This window comes from Acinetobacter sp. 102 (assembly GCF_037028485.1).
GTDB lineage: Bacteria > Pseudomonadota > Gammaproteobacteria > Pseudomonadales > Moraxellaceae > Acinetobacter > Acinetobacter higginsii.
Genome location: NZ_JAZEZK010000006.1, coordinates 1 through 19,831, shown reverse-complemented (window position 1 = coordinate 19,831; position 19,831 = coordinate 1). Strand labels below are relative to the sequence as shown.

At 37.6% G+C, this 19,831-nt stretch carries 16 protein-coding genes and 1 pseudogene; 13 read left to right on the top strand and 4 right to left on the bottom strand.

Annotated features, from left to right (window positions below; translation table 11 throughout):
• Positions 1 to 97 precede the first annotated feature (97 nt).
• Both WA352_RS07165 and WA352_RS07160 read right to left on the bottom strand, forming a co-directional pair.
• The gene (locus WA352_RS07165; RefSeq protein ID WP_336141694.1) at positions 98 to 1,042 is read right to left on the bottom strand and encodes a BsuBI/PstI family type II restriction endonuclease; all 945 of its coding nucleotides are present in this window, start codon (positions 1,040 to 1,042) and stop codon (positions 98 to 100) included.
• Positions 1,035 to 2,516: an Eco57I restriction-modification methylase domain-containing protein gene (locus WA352_RS07160; protein ID WP_336141693.1), complete on the bottom strand. Its 1,482-nt coding sequence runs from the start codon at positions 2,514 to 2,516 to the stop codon at positions 1,035 to 1,037. Before WA352_RS07160 ends, WA352_RS07165 begins: the two co-directional genes overlap by 8 nt.
• Positions 2,517 to 2,738: 222 nt before the next feature.
• Between WA352_RS07160 and WA352_RS07155 the strand changes: the two genes are divergently transcribed.
• The 4 genes and pseudogenes from WA352_RS07155 to WA352_RS07140 all read left to right on the top strand — a co-directional run.
• Complete coding sequence (locus WA352_RS07155) at positions 2,739 to 3,035, top strand: hypothetical protein (protein ID WP_336141691.1); 297 nt, start codon at positions 2,739 to 2,741, stop codon at positions 3,033 to 3,035.
• A complete protein-coding gene (locus tag WA352_RS07150) occupies positions 3,025 to 3,921 on the top strand; it encodes a nucleotide-binding protein (protein WP_336141689.1) in 897 nt (298 codons plus the stop codon). The genes WA352_RS07155 and WA352_RS07150 overlap by 11 nt, the downstream gene beginning before the upstream one ends.
• Before the next feature lie 347 nt (positions 3,922 to 4,268).
• Positions 4,269 to 5,075 (top strand): TIR domain-containing protein, encoded by an 807-nt coding sequence (locus WA352_RS07145; protein ID WP_241281617.1) that lies wholly within the window; start codon positions 4,269 to 4,271, stop codon positions 5,073 to 5,075.
• 188 nt (positions 5,076 to 5,263) lie between these two features.
• Positions 5,264 to 5,431: pseudogene (locus WA352_RS07140) on the top strand (IS66 family transposase); the annotation flags it as partial.
• A gap of 100 nt (positions 5,432 to 5,531) precedes the next feature.
• On the opposite strand, the gene WA352_RS07135 reads toward WA352_RS07140, so the two are convergent.
• Together WA352_RS07135 and WA352_RS07130 are read right to left on the bottom strand one after the other, a co-directional pair.
• The gene (locus WA352_RS07135) at positions 5,532 to 6,509 is read right to left on the bottom strand and encodes a hypothetical protein (RefSeq protein WP_336141688.1); all 978 of its coding nucleotides are present in this window, start codon (positions 6,507 to 6,509) and stop codon (positions 5,532 to 5,534) included.
• Positions 6,510 to 6,534: 25 nt separating this feature from the next.
• Entirely contained in the window at positions 6,535 to 7,650 is a 1,116-nt protein-coding gene (locus WA352_RS07130) for a Fic family protein (RefSeq protein ID WP_336141686.1), read from the bottom strand.
• 961 nt (positions 7,651 to 8,611) lie between these two features.
• Here WA352_RS07130 and WA352_RS07125 point away from each other — a divergent pair.
• The 9 genes from WA352_RS07125 to WA352_RS07085 all read left to right on the top strand — a co-directional run bounded on the left by WA352_RS07125 (position 8,612) and on the right by WA352_RS07085 (position 19,592).
• Positions 8,612 to 10,138 (top strand): TerC family protein, encoded by a 1,527-nt coding sequence (locus WA352_RS07125; protein ID WP_336141684.1) that lies wholly within the window; start codon positions 8,612 to 8,614, stop codon positions 10,136 to 10,138.
• A 197-nt stretch (positions 10,139 to 10,335) separates the two neighbouring features.
• Positions 10,336 to 11,280, top strand: a complete 945-nt coding sequence (locus tag WA352_RS07120) for a DUF4424 family protein (RefSeq protein WP_336141682.1) — start codon at positions 10,336 to 10,338, stop codon at positions 11,278 to 11,280.
• 107 nt (positions 11,281 to 11,387) lie between these two features.
• Positions 11,388 to 12,299 (top strand): LysR family transcriptional regulator MumR, encoded by a 912-nt coding sequence (mumR, locus tag WA352_RS07115; RefSeq protein ID WP_336141680.1) that lies wholly within the window; start codon positions 11,388 to 11,390, stop codon positions 12,297 to 12,299.
• 344 nt (positions 12,300 to 12,643) lie between these two features.
• Complete coding sequence (locus WA352_RS07110) at positions 12,644 to 13,897, top strand: NRAMP family divalent metal transporter (protein WP_336141678.1); 1,254 nt, start codon at positions 12,644 to 12,646, stop codon at positions 13,895 to 13,897.
• Between the two features lie 34 nt (positions 13,898 to 13,931).
• Positions 13,932 to 14,696 (top strand): LamB/YcsF family protein, encoded by a 765-nt coding sequence (locus WA352_RS07105; RefSeq protein WP_171549768.1) that lies wholly within the window; start codon positions 13,932 to 13,934, stop codon positions 14,694 to 14,696.
• A gap of 2 nt (positions 14,697 to 14,698) precedes the next feature.
• Positions 14,699 to 15,514 carry a putative hydro-lyase gene (locus tag WA352_RS07100; RefSeq protein WP_336141675.1) on the top strand — a complete coding sequence of 272 codons (816 nt, stop codon included), beginning with the start codon at positions 14,699 to 14,701 and terminating at the stop codon, positions 15,512 to 15,514.
• Positions 15,515 to 15,547: 33 nt separating this feature from the next.
• The gene (locus WA352_RS07095; RefSeq protein WP_336141674.1) at positions 15,548 to 17,131 is read left to right on the top strand and encodes an urea amidolyase family protein; all 1,584 of its coding nucleotides are present in this window, start codon (positions 15,548 to 15,550) and stop codon (positions 17,129 to 17,131) included.
• Positions 17,131 to 18,849 carry an acetyl/propionyl/methylcrotonyl-CoA carboxylase subunit alpha gene (locus WA352_RS07090; protein WP_336142072.1) on the top strand — a complete coding sequence of 573 codons (1,719 nt, stop codon included), beginning with the start codon at positions 17,131 to 17,133 and terminating at the stop codon, positions 18,847 to 18,849. Before WA352_RS07095 ends, WA352_RS07090 begins: the two co-directional genes overlap by 1 nt.
• A gap of 365 nt (positions 18,850 to 19,214) precedes the next feature.
• Positions 19,215 to 19,592 (top strand): hypothetical protein, encoded by a 378-nt coding sequence (locus tag WA352_RS07085; RefSeq protein ID WP_004808395.1) that lies wholly within the window; start codon positions 19,215 to 19,217, stop codon positions 19,590 to 19,592.
• Positions 19,593 to 19,831: the final 239 nt, after the last annotated feature.

Here is a 19,831-nt window from a genome sequence, read left to right as displayed (position 1 = left end):
TATGATGCAGAGTCAGTAGGACAGGTGATGTCCCATATTGAAAAATAAATAAAAATTTTAAGAAACTGAGCTTAAATTCTGTTTTTGAGAGGCTCATTTAATAAGGCCCTAAAAACCTTACACCATTAAAATGAATCAAATGAGTTGGGGCATCTGCGACCCAGACTTCCGTTTCCCACGCAATATCACCTAAATATTTACGCATAATAGCACGGTCAGGGAAGGCAGTGACATACACTAAACCAGCAGATGATTTTGCAAATAACTGAGCGAGTTCCTCATGACGTTTGCCATCTACAGGACCATGACTGGTAACTGACTCAATGAGAATTAACCAATCTTTTTCAGAAAAATACAGAACGACATCTGGCATTTTACCATGTTTGTTGATTGTTACTCCTAGCTCTGCTAATAAGGCTTCATTAAAATGCCCGACTTTTGAGCCTGTATCACCAGCATAGATCAGCGTTGAGTTAGGTGCAAAGCGAGGCGCGAAATCCTCAATAATGTTTTTGATTAACTCACTATGAGCACCAGGTGTAAGAAGAATTTCAGTGCTGCTGTCAATCTGTACAGGAACTAATAAATGTTCTCTTTCCTTTGCGTATTTAGAAACTAATGTATCTCGATCTGCCAAATATTTTTCAAGGTTGTTTTCCCACTGATCTGTCCCAAAGTTCTGCAATAATGCTTTGGCACTAGGCTCAATTTGATAAACTGTTTTTCCACTATTAACAGGGCGATTAGGCTCATCTGGATTATAAAGAATTAATCCAGCACTAACGAACTGATGTAAAGTTTGTCTTCTTACTGTTTCCCTAGAATTAGGTGCGTACTGCTTTTGATAGTTCAAATTCATCCAGTCCATGATAGGCGTGACACCCATCAATGGAGCTTTTAAATCATGCCATTTTCCATCAGGTTGTAAATCTAAAAGAGCCAAGAGCGTTAAAGCTGAACGCTCTTGCTGCTGTTTAGGTGGAAAGCCCAATTGTTTTAAAATGGAAATTGCATCAGAAATATATTGGTGGCTTTCAGACATTTTGAACTAACTCCATGACTCTCTGATCAATTTGATCTTGCTGTATCTGCTTGTATTCTTGTGCCCACAATCCCAATGTTTTTAACTGTTCAAGATTAGGATAGGGAAGTTTTTTTAGATCACCGACATTAATTTGTGTATGTCCGCTAAACTGACGGAAATATTGGTCTACGATATTGCTGTTTAGGTAAATAGTTAGACCTAGGGCAATTTTAGCATTTAAGCCCGATTTCTTGATATGAAACACGTTGAGGTGGTTTTCAAAAGCGAAATGTGAATAATCTGTTAAGAGGTTTTGATCAAGGAAATGAGCAACAATACGATGCTTTTGTTCCTTTGGTGAAAAACGTCTAACAATACAATAGTCACCAGCTTGGTAAACCATTTTCATTGTTTGCTCATTGAGCCTAAGTGCGTTCGGTTTTTTATGTTGAGAATTTATCCAGACCAGAGATGAAATACCATCAAAGTGGCTAGGGTAAAATAGGGGCACATGCTGATCTTTAGGAAGATCAAAACATAACTCCTCTTTAACCCTGAAATCTACAACTGGACCTGTAGAGACCTGTAAACCTAATTCTTCCAAACTGGAAGAAAATAGCTGGTTGAGTTGAGTATCAGGTTGGACTGTGGTGGGGATATGAATAAATTTATCCTTATCATCAGGGTATATAATTTTAGAAAATGGATAAGATTCTTTCTTTAAGTTTTTAAAACTGGAATTAGTAGAATGGCTTATGCACACGTCAATATTTTGACCAGATCCTTTTTGTAAATGCAGAATGATATTTTCTTGCAAGATACTCTCATCTTGGAAAACATCTTGTCGAGATTCAAATGTATGAATGGCTTTAATTGCGGAACGTTCTAAAATGAATTCTCTAAAGGGTCTAAAGTAAGTTCCATTACAAAAGCTACGGGGTAGAATGACAACAAGTTCACCTTGCTCTGCCAGCAATTCCAGAGACAAGGCAACAAAAGCAGCATAGAGATTGACGACCTCAATGCCTAATTTCCGTAATAATAAACGCTCTTTAGATTGGGCATTAATTTTTTTATAGGGCGGGTTAAGGATAATTAGATCATAACGCAGTCTTTTTTCTAAAAGGTTTAGAAAAGCAAAATCTATAAAATTTTCATTACAAACTTCAAGTTTTGCTGGTTCAAACATTTCTAAATTATGCTGAAGTGTAGCAACGAGTTGTTTATCTAACTCCACTGCGGTTACATTACAAGAGCTGTTAGGGTAGGTGTCCTGAATTCTTTGGAGTAAAGCACTACTTAGACAACCGATACCTGCACCTGCATCTAAAATTTCGTACTGTTCTTTGTCTTTAAGCTCAAATAGTGATGCCATGAAGACAGCAATGTCAGTAGGCGTAAAATACTGTCCCAAGTTTGCTTTATGCTGGGAAGTAGTCTGTGTGGAGTATGATTGTCGAATCTGATCAATATTCGCAAGTACGCTATTCATGAAATGAGTTTAAAAGTCGATGCAGTTTTGAGTAGTCTATCATTGATTAGAATGATCTATATGTATTTTTGGTTGAGTACGTCAGTTTATGTCGCTAATCTTTAAGTTAGTTATTGTATTCAGCTATTTTTATTACTACATTTAAAATTAATGGTATTTGATATTTTATTTATAAAGTTATCAAATTTAGTTTAAATTTTATTATTTAAAACTGGAATAATTATGAAAAATAGTGGGTTAGATCGGTTAGCCAAACAACTTCAACAAATTGAAAAATTTACAAAAGAAATTGATGGGTCATTTGGTGATGTTAGTTTTGACCCTTTTGATGCTGAAAGTATTGAGCTTGCTATTGTTAATATGGAAAATTTAATTGATCAGAAAGCTGATGGTTATTCTTCAAATCCAATGATTACTGAGCTAGTTGCTAATATGAAAGAGAGTTATCGCCAGCAGATAATTGATAGAGCTACTGAGGTGCGAATGGAAAAAGATAAGGATGCCCAAGATGGCGAATGATTTATTTAAAAAAATAGATAATACAGTTTTAGATTTGCAAGCATCACACTTTCAGACCTATGAAGCATCCTTACAAAAATTGGCTAGACTGTTAAATCATCCTGATTTAGAGGTCTATAATGAAAAATTAGTACAAAATGTGGATATTGAGCAATTTTTGCAAGAAAGTGAAGAGTCAGGAAGAGGAATGCTTGGAAGCGCTCGTTTGGAGTGGACAAACGATGATGAGAAAAATCTGGCTTTACAATACCTATTGATTCAAAAACTAGGTACGGTTGATGGCTACGCTTCAACTTTTAGTCATTATTATTTCTATGCAAATGGTAAGATCATTAATCATGTTCACAATATGGTAAGAAACCTTATTATTCCATTTGTGAGGGATTATAAAATATATATTCAATCTCATGGAGAAACTCAAGTAGAGTTAAAGATGTCAGTATCTAATAATAAAATTTTTATTGTCCATGGTCATGATCATGGTGCATTACAAAGTGTAGCTCGTTACCTTGAAAAACATAAGTTTGAAGCGATTATCTTACATGAGCAAGCAAATAGTGGTCGCACAATTATTGAGAAAATTGAAGTAAATTCAGATGTAGGCTTTGCAATAGTTCTTTTAACGCCTGATGACCTTGGTAAAGCTAAAGATGCTAATGATTATAGTCCAAGGGCGAGGCAAAATGTCATCTTAGAGTTAGGTTATTTTATTGGCAAGCTTGGTAGAGATAGGGTTTGTGCATTAAAATCTGCTGAACTAGAAATACCTAGTGATTATGTTGGAGTTGTTTGGACCGAAATGGATAGAACTGAGGCTTGGAAGTTTCATTTGGCTAAAGAATTGAAAGCTGCTGGTTATAATGTTGATATGAATAAAGTTATATAGTCTAATACCAGTTATGGATAAGAATAGCCCTTGAAAAAGATAGCTAGGGCATTTAGCAAGTTATCACAAAACCTGAGCCTTATATTGGTAAGTAGTTTGTGTGATATGGCTGGTGAATCTGATCAAGATTTGCAAGTACGCTATTCATGAAGTAAGTATAAAAGTTGATGTTGTTTTCGGTACTATCATTGATTGAAATTTTCTATTGACATTTCTGGTTGGGCGCGTCAATTTATGTTGTTATATTTTAATATAAGATATTTATATTAAAGGCTTTTTTAGCAACTATCTATGAGAATATTTCTAATATTCTTGATTATTTATTAATACTATTGGTCATTTTGAAGATGAATAAGGATCAACTTTTAAGTATATTGCAGAAGCTAAAAGAGAGATTGGATAATGATGTTAGACAAGCATACTATCGAGATGATGGTACGGGTGAGGAAAGATTAACTTCATGGATGAGGTTCGCAAAGAAACAGCTAGATCCCTTTTCACCTGAAATTTATGAAAGATTACAAGATAAACCTAGTTATAGGATGGCATGGTCGCTTGATGGTGATTACCATGAAGGTCATGACTTTGATCATTTTAAACGGACGCCGATATTGGCTTATTTAGACTCTTTGATTCTAGATGTGAAAAATGATGAATTTGATTTTGGTGAAAACAACGTTGATGAAGTTAAAGATATAAAATTAATACCGTTACTAAGAAAGGTATTTATTGTGCATGGGCATGATGATACTGCTAAACTTAGCACTGCTCGACTATTAGAAAAATTAGGTTTTGAAGCTATTATTCTGCATGAACAGGCAAGTAAAGGGAAAACCATTATTGAAAAACTTGAAGAATATACTGATGTCGGTTTTGGTATTATCTTATATACACCAGATGATGTCGGTGAAACAAAAATTAAAAAGAATGACCTCAGACCTCGTGCTAGACAAAATGTAGTATTTGAGCATGGTTTACTTATCGGTAAATTAGGTCGTGAGAGAGTATTCCCATTAGTTACAGATAATAGTATTGAGCTACCTAATGATATTAGTGGGGTCGTATATATGTCTGAACGAAATTGGGAAATTGACCTAGCTAAAGAGATCAGAATGTTAGGCTATGAGATTGATATGAATAAGTTAATTTCCTAGTTTATTTTATAGAAATATAGGGTGATTGATTCTTGAATTTTTAAAAATTATCATTTAATCAATTAGCTAGTCTTATTGTTGTGATGATTTGTAAATAATAACTAAGTCCCAGATAACTCCAGTTTCATTAGGGGTTCAATCCTCCGATAGTGTCCACTAACAAACAAGTGGACACCTAGCTGAAGCACTTGAGCAGACCATATTTACAGCAACAGGTGATTCATGCAGATGAAACACCTGAGACCATGATGAAAAGTGGCGCGAAGAAGCCCAAGAAAGGGTATTGGGCCTTACCACAGTACAATGCAGCTCAGACGGTAGTATATGATTTTCAGCCGAGCCCATCAGGTTCCCATTGTTTATTTAAACGATGTGCTTACAAGATTACTAACCCTTACTGCCACATAAATGGTACCCTGTTTGAGTTCAAGTGAGGAGCATCGGATGCTTACATCCTTACTTAGCTTTTTTTTTATTTAGAATAAGCTTTTCTGTCGATATAGCTTCATTTGGGACTTCTCGTCTAATCTCATCGCCATTGTCAAATGTGAAACTTAACAGAGCATTTTTACCAAGTCCTTTAAGTAGGATAGTGGTATTTTTAACTTGTATATAATTTTCTAACTTAATATCTTTATTTATGAAATTCTCTGGAATAAGGTCGGAAAACTCTTTTTTAATAAATACGGAGCTATTTTTTTTGTTAACAACTAGAGAATTTACAGAGAAAGTAGAAAGACTAAAATTTTCTTGATCTGATATATAACCCCACAAAGGTGTGAAAATACCAATACATAGGAAAGCCATCATTCGTCTTTTTTTATTAAGCAAGTTGGTAGCTCTAAGTTTTTCAAGTTCACTTTCTGGTAGTATAAGTACTCCATTGTATAAATCTTCATTTCTTTTATTGGTGTATTCTTCATGGAAAAATTTTAAAAAAATAAAAGTTGCTAGACTACAAATTAAAATTACAAAAATGCTAAATGGGTTGAAATCATATATGAAAACAATAAATAGAGATAGAAAGCTGAGTATGAGAAAGTTGCCTAATTTTGCTAAAATATCAAAAAAAATATTGCTCTTAAAGAAATTTAGATTTATTTGTATTAATAGATAGCTATAATTTCTTATTATAAAATTGATTAAATTCTTTTTTGAAAAAGAAGTAAATATGATTTTTATAATTAAAAAAATTAAATAACCTAGAGAGAAATTTGATAATATGAAAATGAAATAAATTAATCCAAATGAAAAGGCAATAATAAAAAACACTAAGCTATCACCTATAGTTACTTCTGTCGGGAAGTACCCAATTCTGAATAGATAGAATATTAAACAAATAACTCCAAACCCAAGCATTAACTTGGTAAGTGTGGTTAGAGTTTCAGCTAGGTTTTTAATTTTTTCTATCAAGTATTCATTGAATTCATTCATTTTTATTTCCTGATAATTAGTTTTATCATTTCTTGATACGATATCTCGTATTCCTTCCACCACCATCAAGTTTCACAATACAGCCTTTTTCTAATAAATCAGTGAGATGGCGAGTTGCTGTCGCTCGACTGACTTTCGCTACTTTCTGATACTGGGATGCACTTATCCCATGCTCAAAATCATTCCCCCCACCATCAAGCAGCCGATTTAAAACCTTGCGCTGTCCTTCATGCAAATCCAATTCTGAAAAAAACTGCCAAAATTTACTTTTTAAAAGAGTCCTTTCAATACGCTCTAATGTCTGCTCAAGGCTTTCATAGAGTGCGTGTAAAAACCAAAGCAACCAATCTGTAATATCAGAACCGCCTTTTTGAGTAGCTTCAAGAATTTCATAATAGCCCTTACGCTTATTTAAAATTATAGGTGACATCGCATATAGACGAATACTTTGCTGATCCATTTGAGCTAAAGCTAAGTCTGTCAGTGTACGTGTAATACGTCCATTACCATCATCAAAAGGATGTAGTGTCACAAACCATAGGTGAGTAATACCAGCTCGGATTAACGGGTCAAGTAAGTTATCGGTTTTACTCTGATTAAACCACTGGATAAAATCATTTAAGCGTTGTTCCAGTCCATCTCTTGGGGGGGCTTCAAAATGCACGGTAGGATAGTCCATGCGACCTGAAACAACCTGCATGGGTTCATGTCCACGTAATTGTCCAATACGAATACGCTGCATCGTCCAGTCAGTTTCATTGAACAACCATTGATGCCATTGAAACAACCTTTCAACAGTTAAGTCCTGCTCAAAATTATTTAAGGCATCGAGCATGATGTTGGCTAGACCATCTGAGCGTTCTGAGCTTGGATAGGGTTGCTCCAGTGATACACCTAGACGTTTTGCCAGAGATGAACGAAGCGAATAAACATTGAGAGTTTCATTTTCGATAGCTGATGATGAGACAAGATTGGCAATTAGGTTGTCTAGGGTAAGGTATTCTTTTTCAGGGGTATGCTGGCTTTGCCCAAGCAGGATTCCAATTTTCTGATGAATGTGTCTAGTGAGTGGAAGAATGTTTTCATCTTTCCATATAAAGGTTGTCCAGTTAGGCTGTTTCCAAATCCAGTCATCATACATGATGGTCATTCCTTTAGAGAACATGGAGAAGTGAGTAGATTGTAGTCTATATTCGACTCACTAAATGAGTCAAATAAATCTTTGAATCAACTCATCCTGATTATTAAATCTGATCGCTTATTAGATAGACATAAAAAAAGGTGGTATAGGTTGTTTTAATGATTTTGAAAAAGTGTAGGTTATTGTGTAGGTTTTAAGAATTTAATAGAAAATTATTTTACAAATCAGTATAAAGGTACTTATGCATCATCGGCGTATGAGATGAAAGGTCAGCCATGATTTCAGCGCTATTCATGTATGTTAAATCCTTAAATTTAAATAATAAATAAGTTTAGTTTGAACGTTTGGCTGTCTCGCCAATTCTAACAACCACTGTAAAATTCGACTTAATTGCCAAGAAAGTATACCTTTCTAAGGCCTTCTTTTCTGTCAAAATTAAGTCAACAGGGTATGAGAAATTGAATGACTTCCTCAGTCGCTCATCTTAACAAATTGAGAAAGATTCACAAAAAGGAATCCGCGATGTGTGAAGAAATAAACAGCAAAAGAATGGTACTCGATGAACTAGAGCAATCGGCCAAGTGTCGCTATAGCATTAAAATTGGTAAGCAAAAATAGCTTAGATTGTTTGCTTAGGTCTCTTTTTAAGCTGAAAAATAATGTCCTTAATTGTTTGGTTGTCTGGGTTTTATTGTGAATCTCAGCGCTAAAAATATGTAACAAATTATTCAAAAAATAATTAAATGATAAACTTTAATTCTATATATCATATTGATATTTAAATTATTTATTTAATTTTATTTAAGTTGTATATAATTCTTAAAAAAATAAACTTAATCCTGAAAGATTAGGCATAATCGGAGCAACTATTGTCAAAAAGGTCAACATAAATGGATCCCTCGCCGGGTACAAAGTTAAAATACAATTTCATGACTCCTTGTTTTTGTTTAAGGAGTAAATAATGGAATTTTTATTAGATCCAGGGATTTGGGTAGGTTTGCTTACTCTGATCGTTTTAGAGATTGTTTTAGGGATTGATAATCTCGTCTTTATTGCCATTTTGGCAGATAAACTTCCTCCTTCCCAACGTGATAAAGCCAGAGTCATTGGTTTGTCTCTCGCATTGATCATGCGTTTGGGCTTATTGTTCGCCATTTCTTGGTTAGTCACTTTAACCAAACCGCTTATTTTCATTTTTGATTGGTCTTTTTCGGGTCGAGATCTGATTCTTTTATTCGGTGGTTTATTCTTACTCTATAAAGCGGTAAGTGAATTACATGAACGGATGGAAGGCAAAGCCGAAGTCAAAATTACCACCAATGTGGTATATGCAAGCTTTACTGCAGTTGTCGCCCAGATTGTGGTATTGGATGCCGTGTTCTCATTAGACTCGGTGATTACTGCCATTGGTATGGTGGATAATATCTACGTCATGATGGTGGCGATGGTTGTGGCCATGCTGGTGATGTTGCTTGCGTCTAAACCATTAACGGAGTTCGTCAATCGACACCCAACTGTCATTATTCTCTGCTTAAGCTTCTTACTGTTAATTGGTATTAGCTTAATTGCCGAAGGCTTTGGTTTCCATATTCCTAAAGGTTATATCTATTCGGGTATTGGTGTTGCGATTGTCATTGAGGCATTTAATCAGTTTACGCAACGTAATCGTTCAAAGCATGAGTCGAAGATTCCACTACGTAATCGAACTGCAGACACGATTTTAAAGCTCATGGGTGGCAAGTCTGAAACCACTGCGGCCAATCCGCTGCAGCATTTGGAAGCGCAAGACACATTTGATGATCAAGAACGTTATATGATTGGTGGGGTATTAATGCTGGCAGAACGATCTGTCGCATCAATTATGACGCCACGTAGTCAAATATCGTGGATTAACATTGATGAAACGCCAGAGAAAATTCGAGAGCAGGTTTTATCTGTACCGCATAGCTTATTTCCAGTCTGCCGAGGCAGCTTAGATAAAGTTCTGAGTGTGGTTCGCGCCAAGGAAATTTTGGATGTGCTGGATGATGAAGCACAATTAAAATCGTTGATCAAAGCACAGCGTCCGATCTTTATTTTTGAAAAAATGAAAGTGATTGATGTGATCAATACGTTGCGAACTTCCAAAGGCTCATTGGTACTGGTTAATGATGAGTTTGGAAATGTGCAGGGATTAATTTCACCGCTGGATGTTTTTGAAGCGATTGCAGGTGAGTTTCCAGATGCAGATGAACAGCTTGATTTGATTCAAGTCGATGAAAGCACTTGGAAAGCTGCAGGCACGTTAGATTTGTATCAACTTGAATTACAGCTAGGTGTCGATTTAGTCGATGAAGAGACCGCTTATATTACCGTGTCGGGACTTATTCTCGATAAAAGTAATGGCCTAGTGGAAGTCGGCTCAATGCTGGACTATCAAGACTTACAATTTGACGTGGTCGAGATGGAGAGCAATCGGATTAAAACGGTAATGATTCGATTAAAGTAAATCATCTTGCTAAAAGCAGCGTTCAGGGTTTGATAAAATTTTGAACTTGAATATAAAAGTCTGAATCATGGGAGTAGTTTGTGATCAACAGACTGCTCCTTTTTTAAATGTACAATAAGTAAAAAAGTAAACATATGCGCCTTTAAGCCGCTATGATTGAGCCTGATAATGACAGTCTTAAATTGGACACTAAAAAAATGAAAAAAATCATCTTGGCATGTTCTATTTTGCTGCAAATACCGACCTATAGCCTAGCCAATGATTCAACGGGCTATGTGGGTACAGGCGGAGTGGCCTATCTTAAAAATGCGCATGTTGCGATGCAAAGTGAAGACTTATTTATTAGTAAGAAGCTGATTAAAGTGGATTACCTTTATAAAAATTTAAGCAATAAAGATGTGACGGAAACCATTTTGTTTCCCTTACCACGTATTGATAACTTCTTTGATTCGGATTTTGCCCATACCGAAGCACTATTAAAAAGCTTTAAAATTATTGTTGATGGTCAAAATATTCAGCCAGAAATGCATGTGCGCACCTTTATCCAAAGAGATGAAAAGTCACCGTTAATTGATGCAACAGATGTATTTAAACAATGTGGTTTTAGCCAAACAGAGATGCTTAATCCTTGGATGCGTAACAATGATGACTATAGCTATTTTGTCGATAAATTAAAGCGATGTAAGCAGCCACAAATACAGAAGATATTGGCGAACTTTAAAAAAGATGATGAAATTCCATGGTCATCTCAAGTGATCTATAGTTGGAAGCAGACCTTTAAAGCCAATGCTTTGACCAAAATTCAGCATCAATATCAACCTTTGGTGGGTGGTTCTGTTGCGCTATATCCTGATGAATACAATCAGAACTTTTGTATGGATGCGCAATTTAAACAGGGCTTAAAAAAAGCCAAAGCAGAAAATTCACCGTTTAACGCTTTAAGCTATATTCTGACCACAGGGGCAAATTGGGCCAAACCGATTGAAAATTTTAAATTGACGATTGAGCGTGATAAGAATGAATTGGTTTCATTTTGTTGGAATGGCAAAGTCGAAAAAATCAGTCCAACTCAATTTCAGATGAACAAGCGTAACTTCGTTCCCAAGCAGGATTTGGATATTATTTTTGTAAGAGTGAAATGAGTCAATTCGCAAATAACTGCAACAAAAATTAATAAATAGGTAGCTTAATCAGGCTTTTCACTCTCATACTATACAGCGAGAAAGGGATAGCGAGCTTAGATTTAAACGTGAATTTAAAGAATCTGGAAGCATTTTACTGGGTGGTGACGCTGAATAGTTTTAATAAGGCAGCGACAAAATTACAAACCACCCAGCCTGCGGTATCACAGAAAATTACCGCGATTGAAAATGACCTTGGATTTAAAGTTTTAGATCGAAGTTTTCGCCAACTCAAGCCGACCCATAAAGGGATGACTTTATTTAAATATGCTGAAAAGTTGATGCGTTTAGAAACAGAACTGATCGCAGAATTAACTGAAAATCAGCATTTGACTGGCACAATTCGTTTGGGCGTTTCGGAAACCATTGTCTATACATGGTTGGTGGAATATATCGAGAAAGTTCAGCAGGAATTCCCTAAAGTTTCTGTAGAAATCGTGGTTGATTTGACGCCGAATTTACAAGAAGGCGTACGCACAGGCGATCTCGATATGGCCTTTTTACTCGGGCCGACGCTGGCTTTTGAATGTATTGAACAGGCACTGTGTGATTTTGAACTCAGCTTTTTGGCTTCACCTTCATTTAAAGGGGGAATTGCTCAAATGTCCTTTAAGACCTTAATGTCACATACCATTTTAACCTATCCAAAAATTACCTACCCCTATAAAGAGCTGAAAGCCAAAATGAAGGAACAGGGGCTAGATGAGCCGCTTTCGATCACCAGTTATTCCTTGGCAACCTTATTACGTCTTGCCGAGCAAGGTTTGGGGATCGCTGTGGTACCGACCTTAACTGCTTTAAAAGAAATTACCGATGGTCGATTGGAAATATTAAATACGCCAATTAAGTTAAAGACCTTTCACTTTACCTCGATTTATATTCAAGGCAATGATGCTGCATTGAAAGAAAAATTAACCGATGTCGCCGTGATGGTTTCTGAAAGCGCGATGAAAAGCTTGAATGAGAAAATAAAAAATTGAAGTGGTTAAGGTAAGCTTCTGTGAGAACCTTGTATGTCGAATCCAACAGCTGCTGAGTTAAAAAATTATAAAAGCAGCTTATCAGGAGTGATAAGTAAAATTTATCTTTAAACCAATTATAAATAAAAAGTAATTAAATTCAATGGATTGGCTTAAATTTTATATCTAAAAAGTCGTATTGTTCAGTTGGCTTGCATATGTTTTTATTTGAACGAGAAGATTTGATTACCCATCGCTGAGTGGGAGAACAGGGAATCTTTGTGATTTAAAAAGGATTAAAGAAGATCGTTTATAAACAAAATGATGCTCTTGGATCAAGTTGAAAATAGCGTTATTGAGCTCAAATGGATGAGGAACGCATTAATATGTCTTTACTGAAATCTTCTTTGCTATCAGATCGCCAGTGGGCCATTGTCGCCTCGATCTTTATGATGGCAACCTCTGCCATGGGACCCGGATTTTTAACCCAAACTGCTGTATTTACAGTGAAATTAGGTGCCGCATTTGGTTTTGCCATTTTAGTTTCAATTTTGATTGATTATGTGGTGCAGCAAAATATTTGGCGTGTAGTGACGCTCACGCAAATGCGTGCATCCGATATTGCCAATAAGGCTTTACCTGGTAGTGGCTATTTACTTGCTTTTCTGGTGATTCTAGGCGGTTTCTTCTTTAGTATCGGAAATATTGCGGGTGCTGCATTAGGTTTAAATGCACTGTTTGGTCTGGATACCAAATGGGGTGGTATCCTCAGCGGTGCATTGGCGATTTTGATTTTTGCCTCTAGAAAAGCCACGCTTGCCATGGATAAAAGCATGATTGTGTTAGGATTGTTGAAAATCATCCTGATCATCATTGTGGCTGTCATTGTGATGCCTCCTGTTGGGCAGGCGGTACAGCAAACCTTTGCGCCAGATCAGATCGACTTTGCCATTATTACCACCATTGTCGGTGGTACGGTGGGTGGTTATATCTGCTATGCAGGTGCACACCGTTTACTCGATAAAGGTGCGGTTGGCCCTGAAAATATTGATGAAGTGGCCAAAGCAGCGACTAAGGGCATTGTTGTAGTTGGCATCATGCGCTATGTCTTATTTTTAGCCTTCTTGGGTGTGGTGGTGAGCGGTGCAAGCATCGATCTCGCTAGTCATAATGCCAATCCAGCGGCACAAGCATTCCAGTATGCTGCAGGCACATTTGGTTATAAATTATTTGGCCTGATCTTTTGGGCAGCGGGTATTAGTAGCACCATTGGTGCAGCCTATACCTCGGTTTCATTCTTTAGTGCATTTAAAAAGAATTTAACCCCAAAACAAAGTAACTATACCACCATCACTTTTATTGCCTTAGCCTTATTACTTTATGTGGTATTGGGGGCAACACCAGCAGGTCTACTCATTTTTGTCGGTGGTTTTAACGGTTTAGTGTTGCCAATTGGTCTTACAATTTTTGTGTATGTTGCGGCTTGCCGTAAAGATTTGATGGGTCATTATAACTATCCAAAATGGTTAATTGTTTTAGGTGCACTTACATGTGTATTGACGTGGTGGATGGGCTATATGTCATTTACGACCGTGTTTAACTATTTGACCAAACTTTAAGCCAGACTGCGTGAAGTAATAAAGGAATAATGCCATGTTTGTAGATTTAAATAGTGATTTGGGTGAAAGTTTTGGCTCATGGAAAATGGGTAATGATGATCAGATTTTACCTGTCGTGACCAGTGCCAATATCGCATGTGGTTTTCATGCAGGTGATCCTTTGGGGATTTTAAAAACAGTTCGTAAAGCCGTTGAATTGGGCGTCACGATTGGGGCACATGTCTCTTATCCAGATTTGGTTGGTTTTGGCCGCCGTAATATGGATGTGTCCCGTGACGAACTGATTGCTGATGTGTTGTATCAAATTTCAGCATTGGACGGTTTGGCAAAAGTGGCAGGTTCGAAAGTGCAATACGTGAAACCACATGGTGCACTGTATAACACCATTGCCCATGATCAAGTTCAGGCAGCAGCAGTGATTGATGCAATTAAAATGTATAACCCTGAACTGGTTTTAGTGGCTTTGGCGGGGTCAAGCTTGGTCGAGCAGGCACGTGTGGCTGGTTTAAAAGTTGTGTCAGAAGCATTTGCAGATCGTGCATATAACAGTGATGGTTCACTGGTGTCTCGTCGTCTCGAAGGTGCGGTTTTACATGACTCGGCATTTGTTGCGAGCCGTGTGGTTTCAATGCTTAAAAATGGTGGGGTAGAGTCAATTGAAGGCGTATTTACCCCAATTCAAGCTGACACCATTTGCTTACATGGCGACACTGACGGTGCATTAGAGATGTCGGCAGCCATTAAAGCCGAGCTTGTAAAAAACAATATTGAAATTTGCCCATTTGTAAACAATGCATAAGGATGAGCACAATGTATAAGGATATTAAAGTCGACCCAGCTCAACTTGAAGCCGCGTTAGATGCGCGTTTAAAAATCCGTGCAGGTTTTGATAAACCGACAGCAGGGATGGCGGCGGGTATGACGCAGGTCAATATGATTTCGGTGCCAAAAGAGTGGGCATATGACTTTTTACTCTACGCACACCGTAATCCACAAAGCTGCCCAGTGCTTGATGTGCTCGAAGAAGGCATCTATGCAACTAAGCTTGCAGCAGACTCAGATATCCGCACCGATTTCCCGCGCTATCGCATTTGGAAAGAGGGTGAAATGGTCGATGAAGTGACCGATGCGAGCGAGATTTACAACGCCCATCCTGATTTGGTGACTTTTTTGATTGGTTGCAGTTTTTCGTTTGAAACCGCTTTGCAAGAAGCGGGGATTGAAGTTCGTCATATTCATGACAACACCAATGTGCCGATGTATCTCAGTAATATTCAGTGCCAGCCAGCAGGGCGTATTTCAGGCAATATGGTGGTTTCCATGCGCCCCATTCCATCGCATCAAATTAGTGAAGCGGTAAAAATCACCGCACGTATGCCAAGTGTACATGGTGCACCTGTACATATCGGGCACCCTGAAAGCTTAGGAATTTCAGATGTAAATAAGCCTGACTTTGGCGATGCTTCTCGTATTGAGTTGGGTGAAATTCCCGTGTTTTGGGCATGTGGAGTAACACCGCAAGCGGCAGTGATGAACTCGAAAATTCCTTTTGCGATTAGTCATGCACCAGGTCATATGTTGATTACCGACATTCCTGACCGCGCTTGGATGGGCTAATTGGACTAAAGAACAATTAATAAGGATAAGCAAATGCGTTTTTTATCGGTAAACGTCGATTGTTTTCTGATTGAGCTTGCGAGCCTCGAAGAAACATTGGCGTTGTACAATAAATTGCAACATACGCAATTGAATGGAATTAAAGACTTAGTCCCTGCTGCAAAAACAATTTTGGTTTTTTTTAACGAAATCGAAACCAACTTTAAAACGCTGCTTGCTTCAATTCAAAGCCTTAAAGTTGATGCTGGATTTGAGCGTAGCAGCCAAGAAGTGATTGTGCCGATTCGTTACGATGGCGAAGACCTTGCTCAGGTGGCAGAGTTGCAAGGGTTATCGATCTCGGATGTGATTAGAATGCATCAGCAAAGCGTGTGGAATGTAGCTTTTATTGGTTTTGCACCGGGCTTTGCTTATATGAGTAGTCCTGATAAGCCTTTTACCGATATTCCACGTTTAACGGTTCCACGTAAAAAGATACCATTAGGTTCTTTGGGTTTGGCTGGAAAATACTCTGGTATTTACCCAAAAGACAGTCCGGGTGGTTGGCAGCTGATTGGTACCACATCGGAAAAAATGTGGGATTTAGAGCGTAAAAATCCTGCTTTGCTGTTACCAGGCATGACCATACATTTTGAAGATGTCACGCATCGTCCAACGACTGTGACTGTACCACAGCAGATCACGCGCACAGTTGAACCTCAACAATCGGTACCGCTGTTTACGATCACTGCACCAAGCTTACAAATGCTGATTCAAGATGAAGGGCGTTTAAATCAGACCAAGATTGGTGTTGGAATGGCAGGTGCAATGGATTTATCTGCCATGCATAGTGCTAACCGTATTGTCGGTAATCCAACCGATACACCCGTTATTGAAGTTTTAAATGGTGGCTTAAAAGCCAAAATGCAGTCTGCGGGTGTTATTGCAATTGCAGGTGCCATTTCAAATATTCGTGTGAAATTTGCTGATGGTCAAACCACAGATTTTGCAAGCTATCAGCCGATTGATTTAGACGAAGGTGATGAATTTCACATTCAGCAACCCACAGCAGGCTTAAGAAACTATCTGGCAGTTCGTGGAGGCATCGACGTTCAACCTGTACTGAATAGTACTTCGTTTGACAGCTTGGCGGTGTTAGGGCCAGAACCTTTAAAGCTTGGAGATACCATTTACCAAGGGCAAGTGAAGGTAGCCAACATTAGTGTCAATGAAGTAGGCAAAAACGATTTGCCCAAAGTGGGTGACGTGGTTGAGCTCGATATTGTGATGGGACCACGTACCGACTGGTTTGCACAAGACGGTATTGAACTGCTCTGTCAGCAAGAATGGTTGGTGACCAATGAAAGCAATCGCATTGGGCTCAGATTGTCAGGTGAGCAGTCTCTAACTCGCAAAATTATCCATGAATTGGAAAGTGAAGGCACGTGTATCGGTGCGTTGCAGATTCCACCGAGTGGACAGCCAGTTTTGTTTATGAATGATCATCCTTTAACGGGCGGATATCCCGTCATTGCTGCTGTTGCAAAACATCATTGGGATTTGGTGGCACAGATTCCTGCGGGTTGCTGGATTAAATTTAAAAAAATTGCCGAATTTACAGATTTTGAGAATAAATGATGAAAAATGAAAAATTACTGATTGCCAATCGTGGTGAAATTGCCGTTCGTATTATCCATGCTTGCCGTGATATGGGAATTGCATCGGTCGCGTTATATGCTGATGACGACATTGGCAGTATGCATGTCGAACTTGCAGATGAAGCATGGGGTTTGGCTGGTGCAACCGCAAGCGAAACTTATTTAAATATTGCTGCCATTATCGAGATTGCAAAGAAATCCAAAGCAACCATGGTGCATCCAGGTTATGGTTTTTTATCTGAACGTGCTGAATTTGCACAAGCAGTGATTGATGCAGGTTTAAAATGGGTCGGGCCATCTCCAAGTGCGATTGAAAAACTAGGCGATAAAATTGAAGCTCGAAAAATTGCCGCTTCAGTCGGTGCACCATTGGTTCAGGGGACGCAAGACCCACTCAATAATGCAGAAGAAGCTTTAGCGTTTGCCAAACAATTTGGTTTGCCAATTGCCATCAAAGCGGCATTTGGTGGTGGTGGCCGTGGTTTAAAAGTGGCGTGGAAACTTGAAGATGTCAAAGAGCTTTATGATTCAGCTGTACGAGAGTCCAAAGCTGCCTTTGGTCGTGGTGAATGTTTTGTCGAGCAATATCTAGATCAACCACGTCATGTCGAAGCACAGGTGATTGCTGACCAACATGGCAATATTGTGGTACTTGGAACGCGTGATTGCTCTTTGCAACGTCGTAACCAGAAGTTAGTTGAAGAAGCGCCAGCGCCATTTATTAGCGATGAGATTTATCAGCAAATTTTACGCTCGGCAAAAAACATTTGTCAGGCTGCAAACTATGTGGGTGCAGGAACAGTTGAATACTTACTCAGTCGTGACGGCAAGCTTTCATTTTTAGAAGTAAACACCCGTTTGCAAGTTGAGCATCCTGTCACTGAGGAAACCTCAAAAGTCGATTTGGTGGTAGAACAAATCCGTGTCGCACAAGGTGAAGTACTTTCGATTCAAGAAACTCCAAAAGCACAAGGTCATGCCATTGAGTTTCGTATCAATGCCGAGGACCCAGCACGTGGGTTTATTCCAGCATTTGGTGTGCTGAGCTTATTCGAAGCGCCATTTGGTCATGGTGTACGTGTCGATACAGGGGTCCGAACTGGGTCATTGGTCTCCAGTCATTTTGACTCACTGATGGCAAAACTGATTGTGACGGGCCCAACCCGTGAAGTTGCCATTGCCCGTGCTAAACGTGCGTTAAAGCAATTTAAAATTGAAGGTATCGCATCAGTTTTAGATTTCCACCGTGCAGTACTCAATGAACCTGATTTTAGTGATGAGTTTAAGGTCCATACCCGTTGGATCGAAAATGACTTTAAACAAGAGTTGAAGCCAACTAAACGTGGCATTCCAAACCATCAACAACCAATGCTACTGAGCTATATTGAAATTGATGGCAAGTTACACCGTTTAGGTCTACCTGCGGGCATGTTTACACAAGGGTCAGCAACCGCAATCCAAACACAAACTGTTGAGCTTGAGGTAAGTACAGAGCATTTATTGGCACCGATTAATGGTGTGATGAGTGCTTGGAAAGTTGAAAATGGTGAGCAAGTCACAGAAGGGCAAGTGGTCGCTATTATGGAAGCTATGAAAATGGAAGTGTCTGTTGTTGCGCATCGAAGTGGGAAACTTCAAATTCTTATAGCTCAGGGAGAGACCTGTCAGGTAGAAACAAGGATTGCTGAGATTATTTAAGTCCTCAATATCTCTTCTGAAAATAAAGATCTAATCTATCTGCACTCTATTGAATCAGATAGCTTTAGGTCTTTTTTATCTTTCTCATTAAAAATATTCAATAAGCCATATATTCTTGATAAGGGGCAATTATGGGCTATTTATATAATAAAGTTAATCAAAATTTTATGTATGGTTGTTGTTTTAAATAGATGTGATCTTTTATCTTTAAATAAATTTTATTTTACATTCTTACGAAATGATTCAGTGTCTGTTTGTAAACTTGAGATAGTGTGTCAATCTTATGCTGTTCTACGTGTATGTGGTTGAATATTAAGTTGAAAAAATTAAAAAAATAGTTTGTGTAAGTGTGGTTTTTTGAAGAAATGGATAGTTTTCATGTATTAAATGCTAATTATTTTATAAATAAAGGGTTTATGTTTTATCCTAAATTATATAGCCAAGGCGTAGATGTGGTATATAAAAAAATTACAGTATCTGATTACAGAAAGCTAAGTAAAGAAATTGAAGTTCATGCAAATAAAAAATATCTAAAAAAAAATTTATTTTTTTTGATGATTATGTGTTTGTGGAACTCCAATATTGGTTATGCTTTTTTATTTTTATATTTTCTGAATTATATTTTTGATAAAATGAGTGATTATTATTTTTTAGTTAGTTTTTCTCTTCTTTTTAGTTGTGGTGTGATCATTTCTATATTCATTTTAATGTTTATCATTGAGCTGTTTTTTTCATCTAAATGATTCTTGAAATAGTTTTAACTAAAAAATAAATTGAAGTTCAATACATGTTGACACATGTTCCTATGATTTTTATGCACTAATTTGAGGCATTATTTGACCTTTTATCATGTTTTGAAAATATTTTTAAAAATTGATTTAAAAACAGCCAATATTCATCAATATGAAATAATGTGAATGATAAAAAAGAAATTTTTAAAAATTATAAAATCCCGCCTTTATATAATTCTGATTGAAAACCT

Bases quoted from the DNA above. Each gene is read 5' to 3' on its own strand.
- WA352_RS07095 (WP_336141674.1), top strand. From the start codon at position 15,548: ATGCGTTTTTTATCGGTAAACGTCGATTGTTTTCTGATTGAGCTTGCG.
- WA352_RS07090 (WP_336142072.1), top strand. From the start codon at position 17,131: ATGAAAAATGAAAAATTACTGATTGCCAATCGTGGTGAAATTGCCGTT.
- WA352_RS07120 (WP_336141682.1), top strand. From the start codon at position 10,336: ATGAAAAAAATCATCTTGGCATGTTCTATTTTGCTGCAAATACCGACC.
- WA352_RS07130 (WP_336141686.1), bottom strand. From the start codon at position 7,650: ATGTATGATGACTGGATTTGGAAACAGCCTAACTGGACAACCTTTATA.
- WA352_RS07085 (WP_004808395.1), top strand. From the start codon at position 19,215: ATGGATAGTTTTCATGTATTAAATGCTAATTATTTTATAAATAAAGGG.
- WA352_RS07160 (WP_336141693.1), bottom strand. From the start codon at position 2,516: ATGAATAGCGTACTTGCGAATATTGATCAGATTCGACAATCATACTCC.
- WA352_RS07145 (WP_241281617.1), top strand. From the start codon at position 4,269: ATGAATAAGGATCAACTTTTAAGTATATTGCAGAAGCTAAAAGAGAGA.
- WA352_RS07150 (WP_336141689.1), top strand. From the start codon at position 3,025: ATGGCGAATGATTTATTTAAAAAAATAGATAATACAGTTTTAGATTTG.
- WA352_RS07100 (WP_336141675.1), top strand. From the start codon at position 14,699: ATGAGCACAATGTATAAGGATATTAAAGTCGACCCAGCTCAACTTGAA.
- WA352_RS07110 (WP_336141678.1), top strand. From the start codon at position 12,644: ATGGATGAGGAACGCATTAATATGTCTTTACTGAAATCTTCTTTGCTA.
- WA352_RS07165 (WP_336141694.1), bottom strand. From the start codon at position 1,042: ATGTCTGAAAGCCACCAATATATTTCTGATGCAATTTCCATTTTAAAA.
- WA352_RS07125 (WP_336141684.1), top strand. From the start codon at position 8,612: ATGGAATTTTTATTAGATCCAGGGATTTGGGTAGGTTTGCTTACTCTG.
- WA352_RS07105 (WP_171549768.1), top strand. From the start codon at position 13,932: ATGTTTGTAGATTTAAATAGTGATTTGGGTGAAAGTTTTGGCTCATGG.
- WA352_RS07155 (WP_336141691.1), top strand. From the start codon at position 2,739: ATGAAAAATAGTGGGTTAGATCGGTTAGCCAAACAACTTCAACAAATT.
- WA352_RS07135 (WP_336141688.1), bottom strand. From the start codon at position 6,509: ATGAATGAATTCAATGAATACTTGATAGAAAAAATTAAAAACCTAGCT.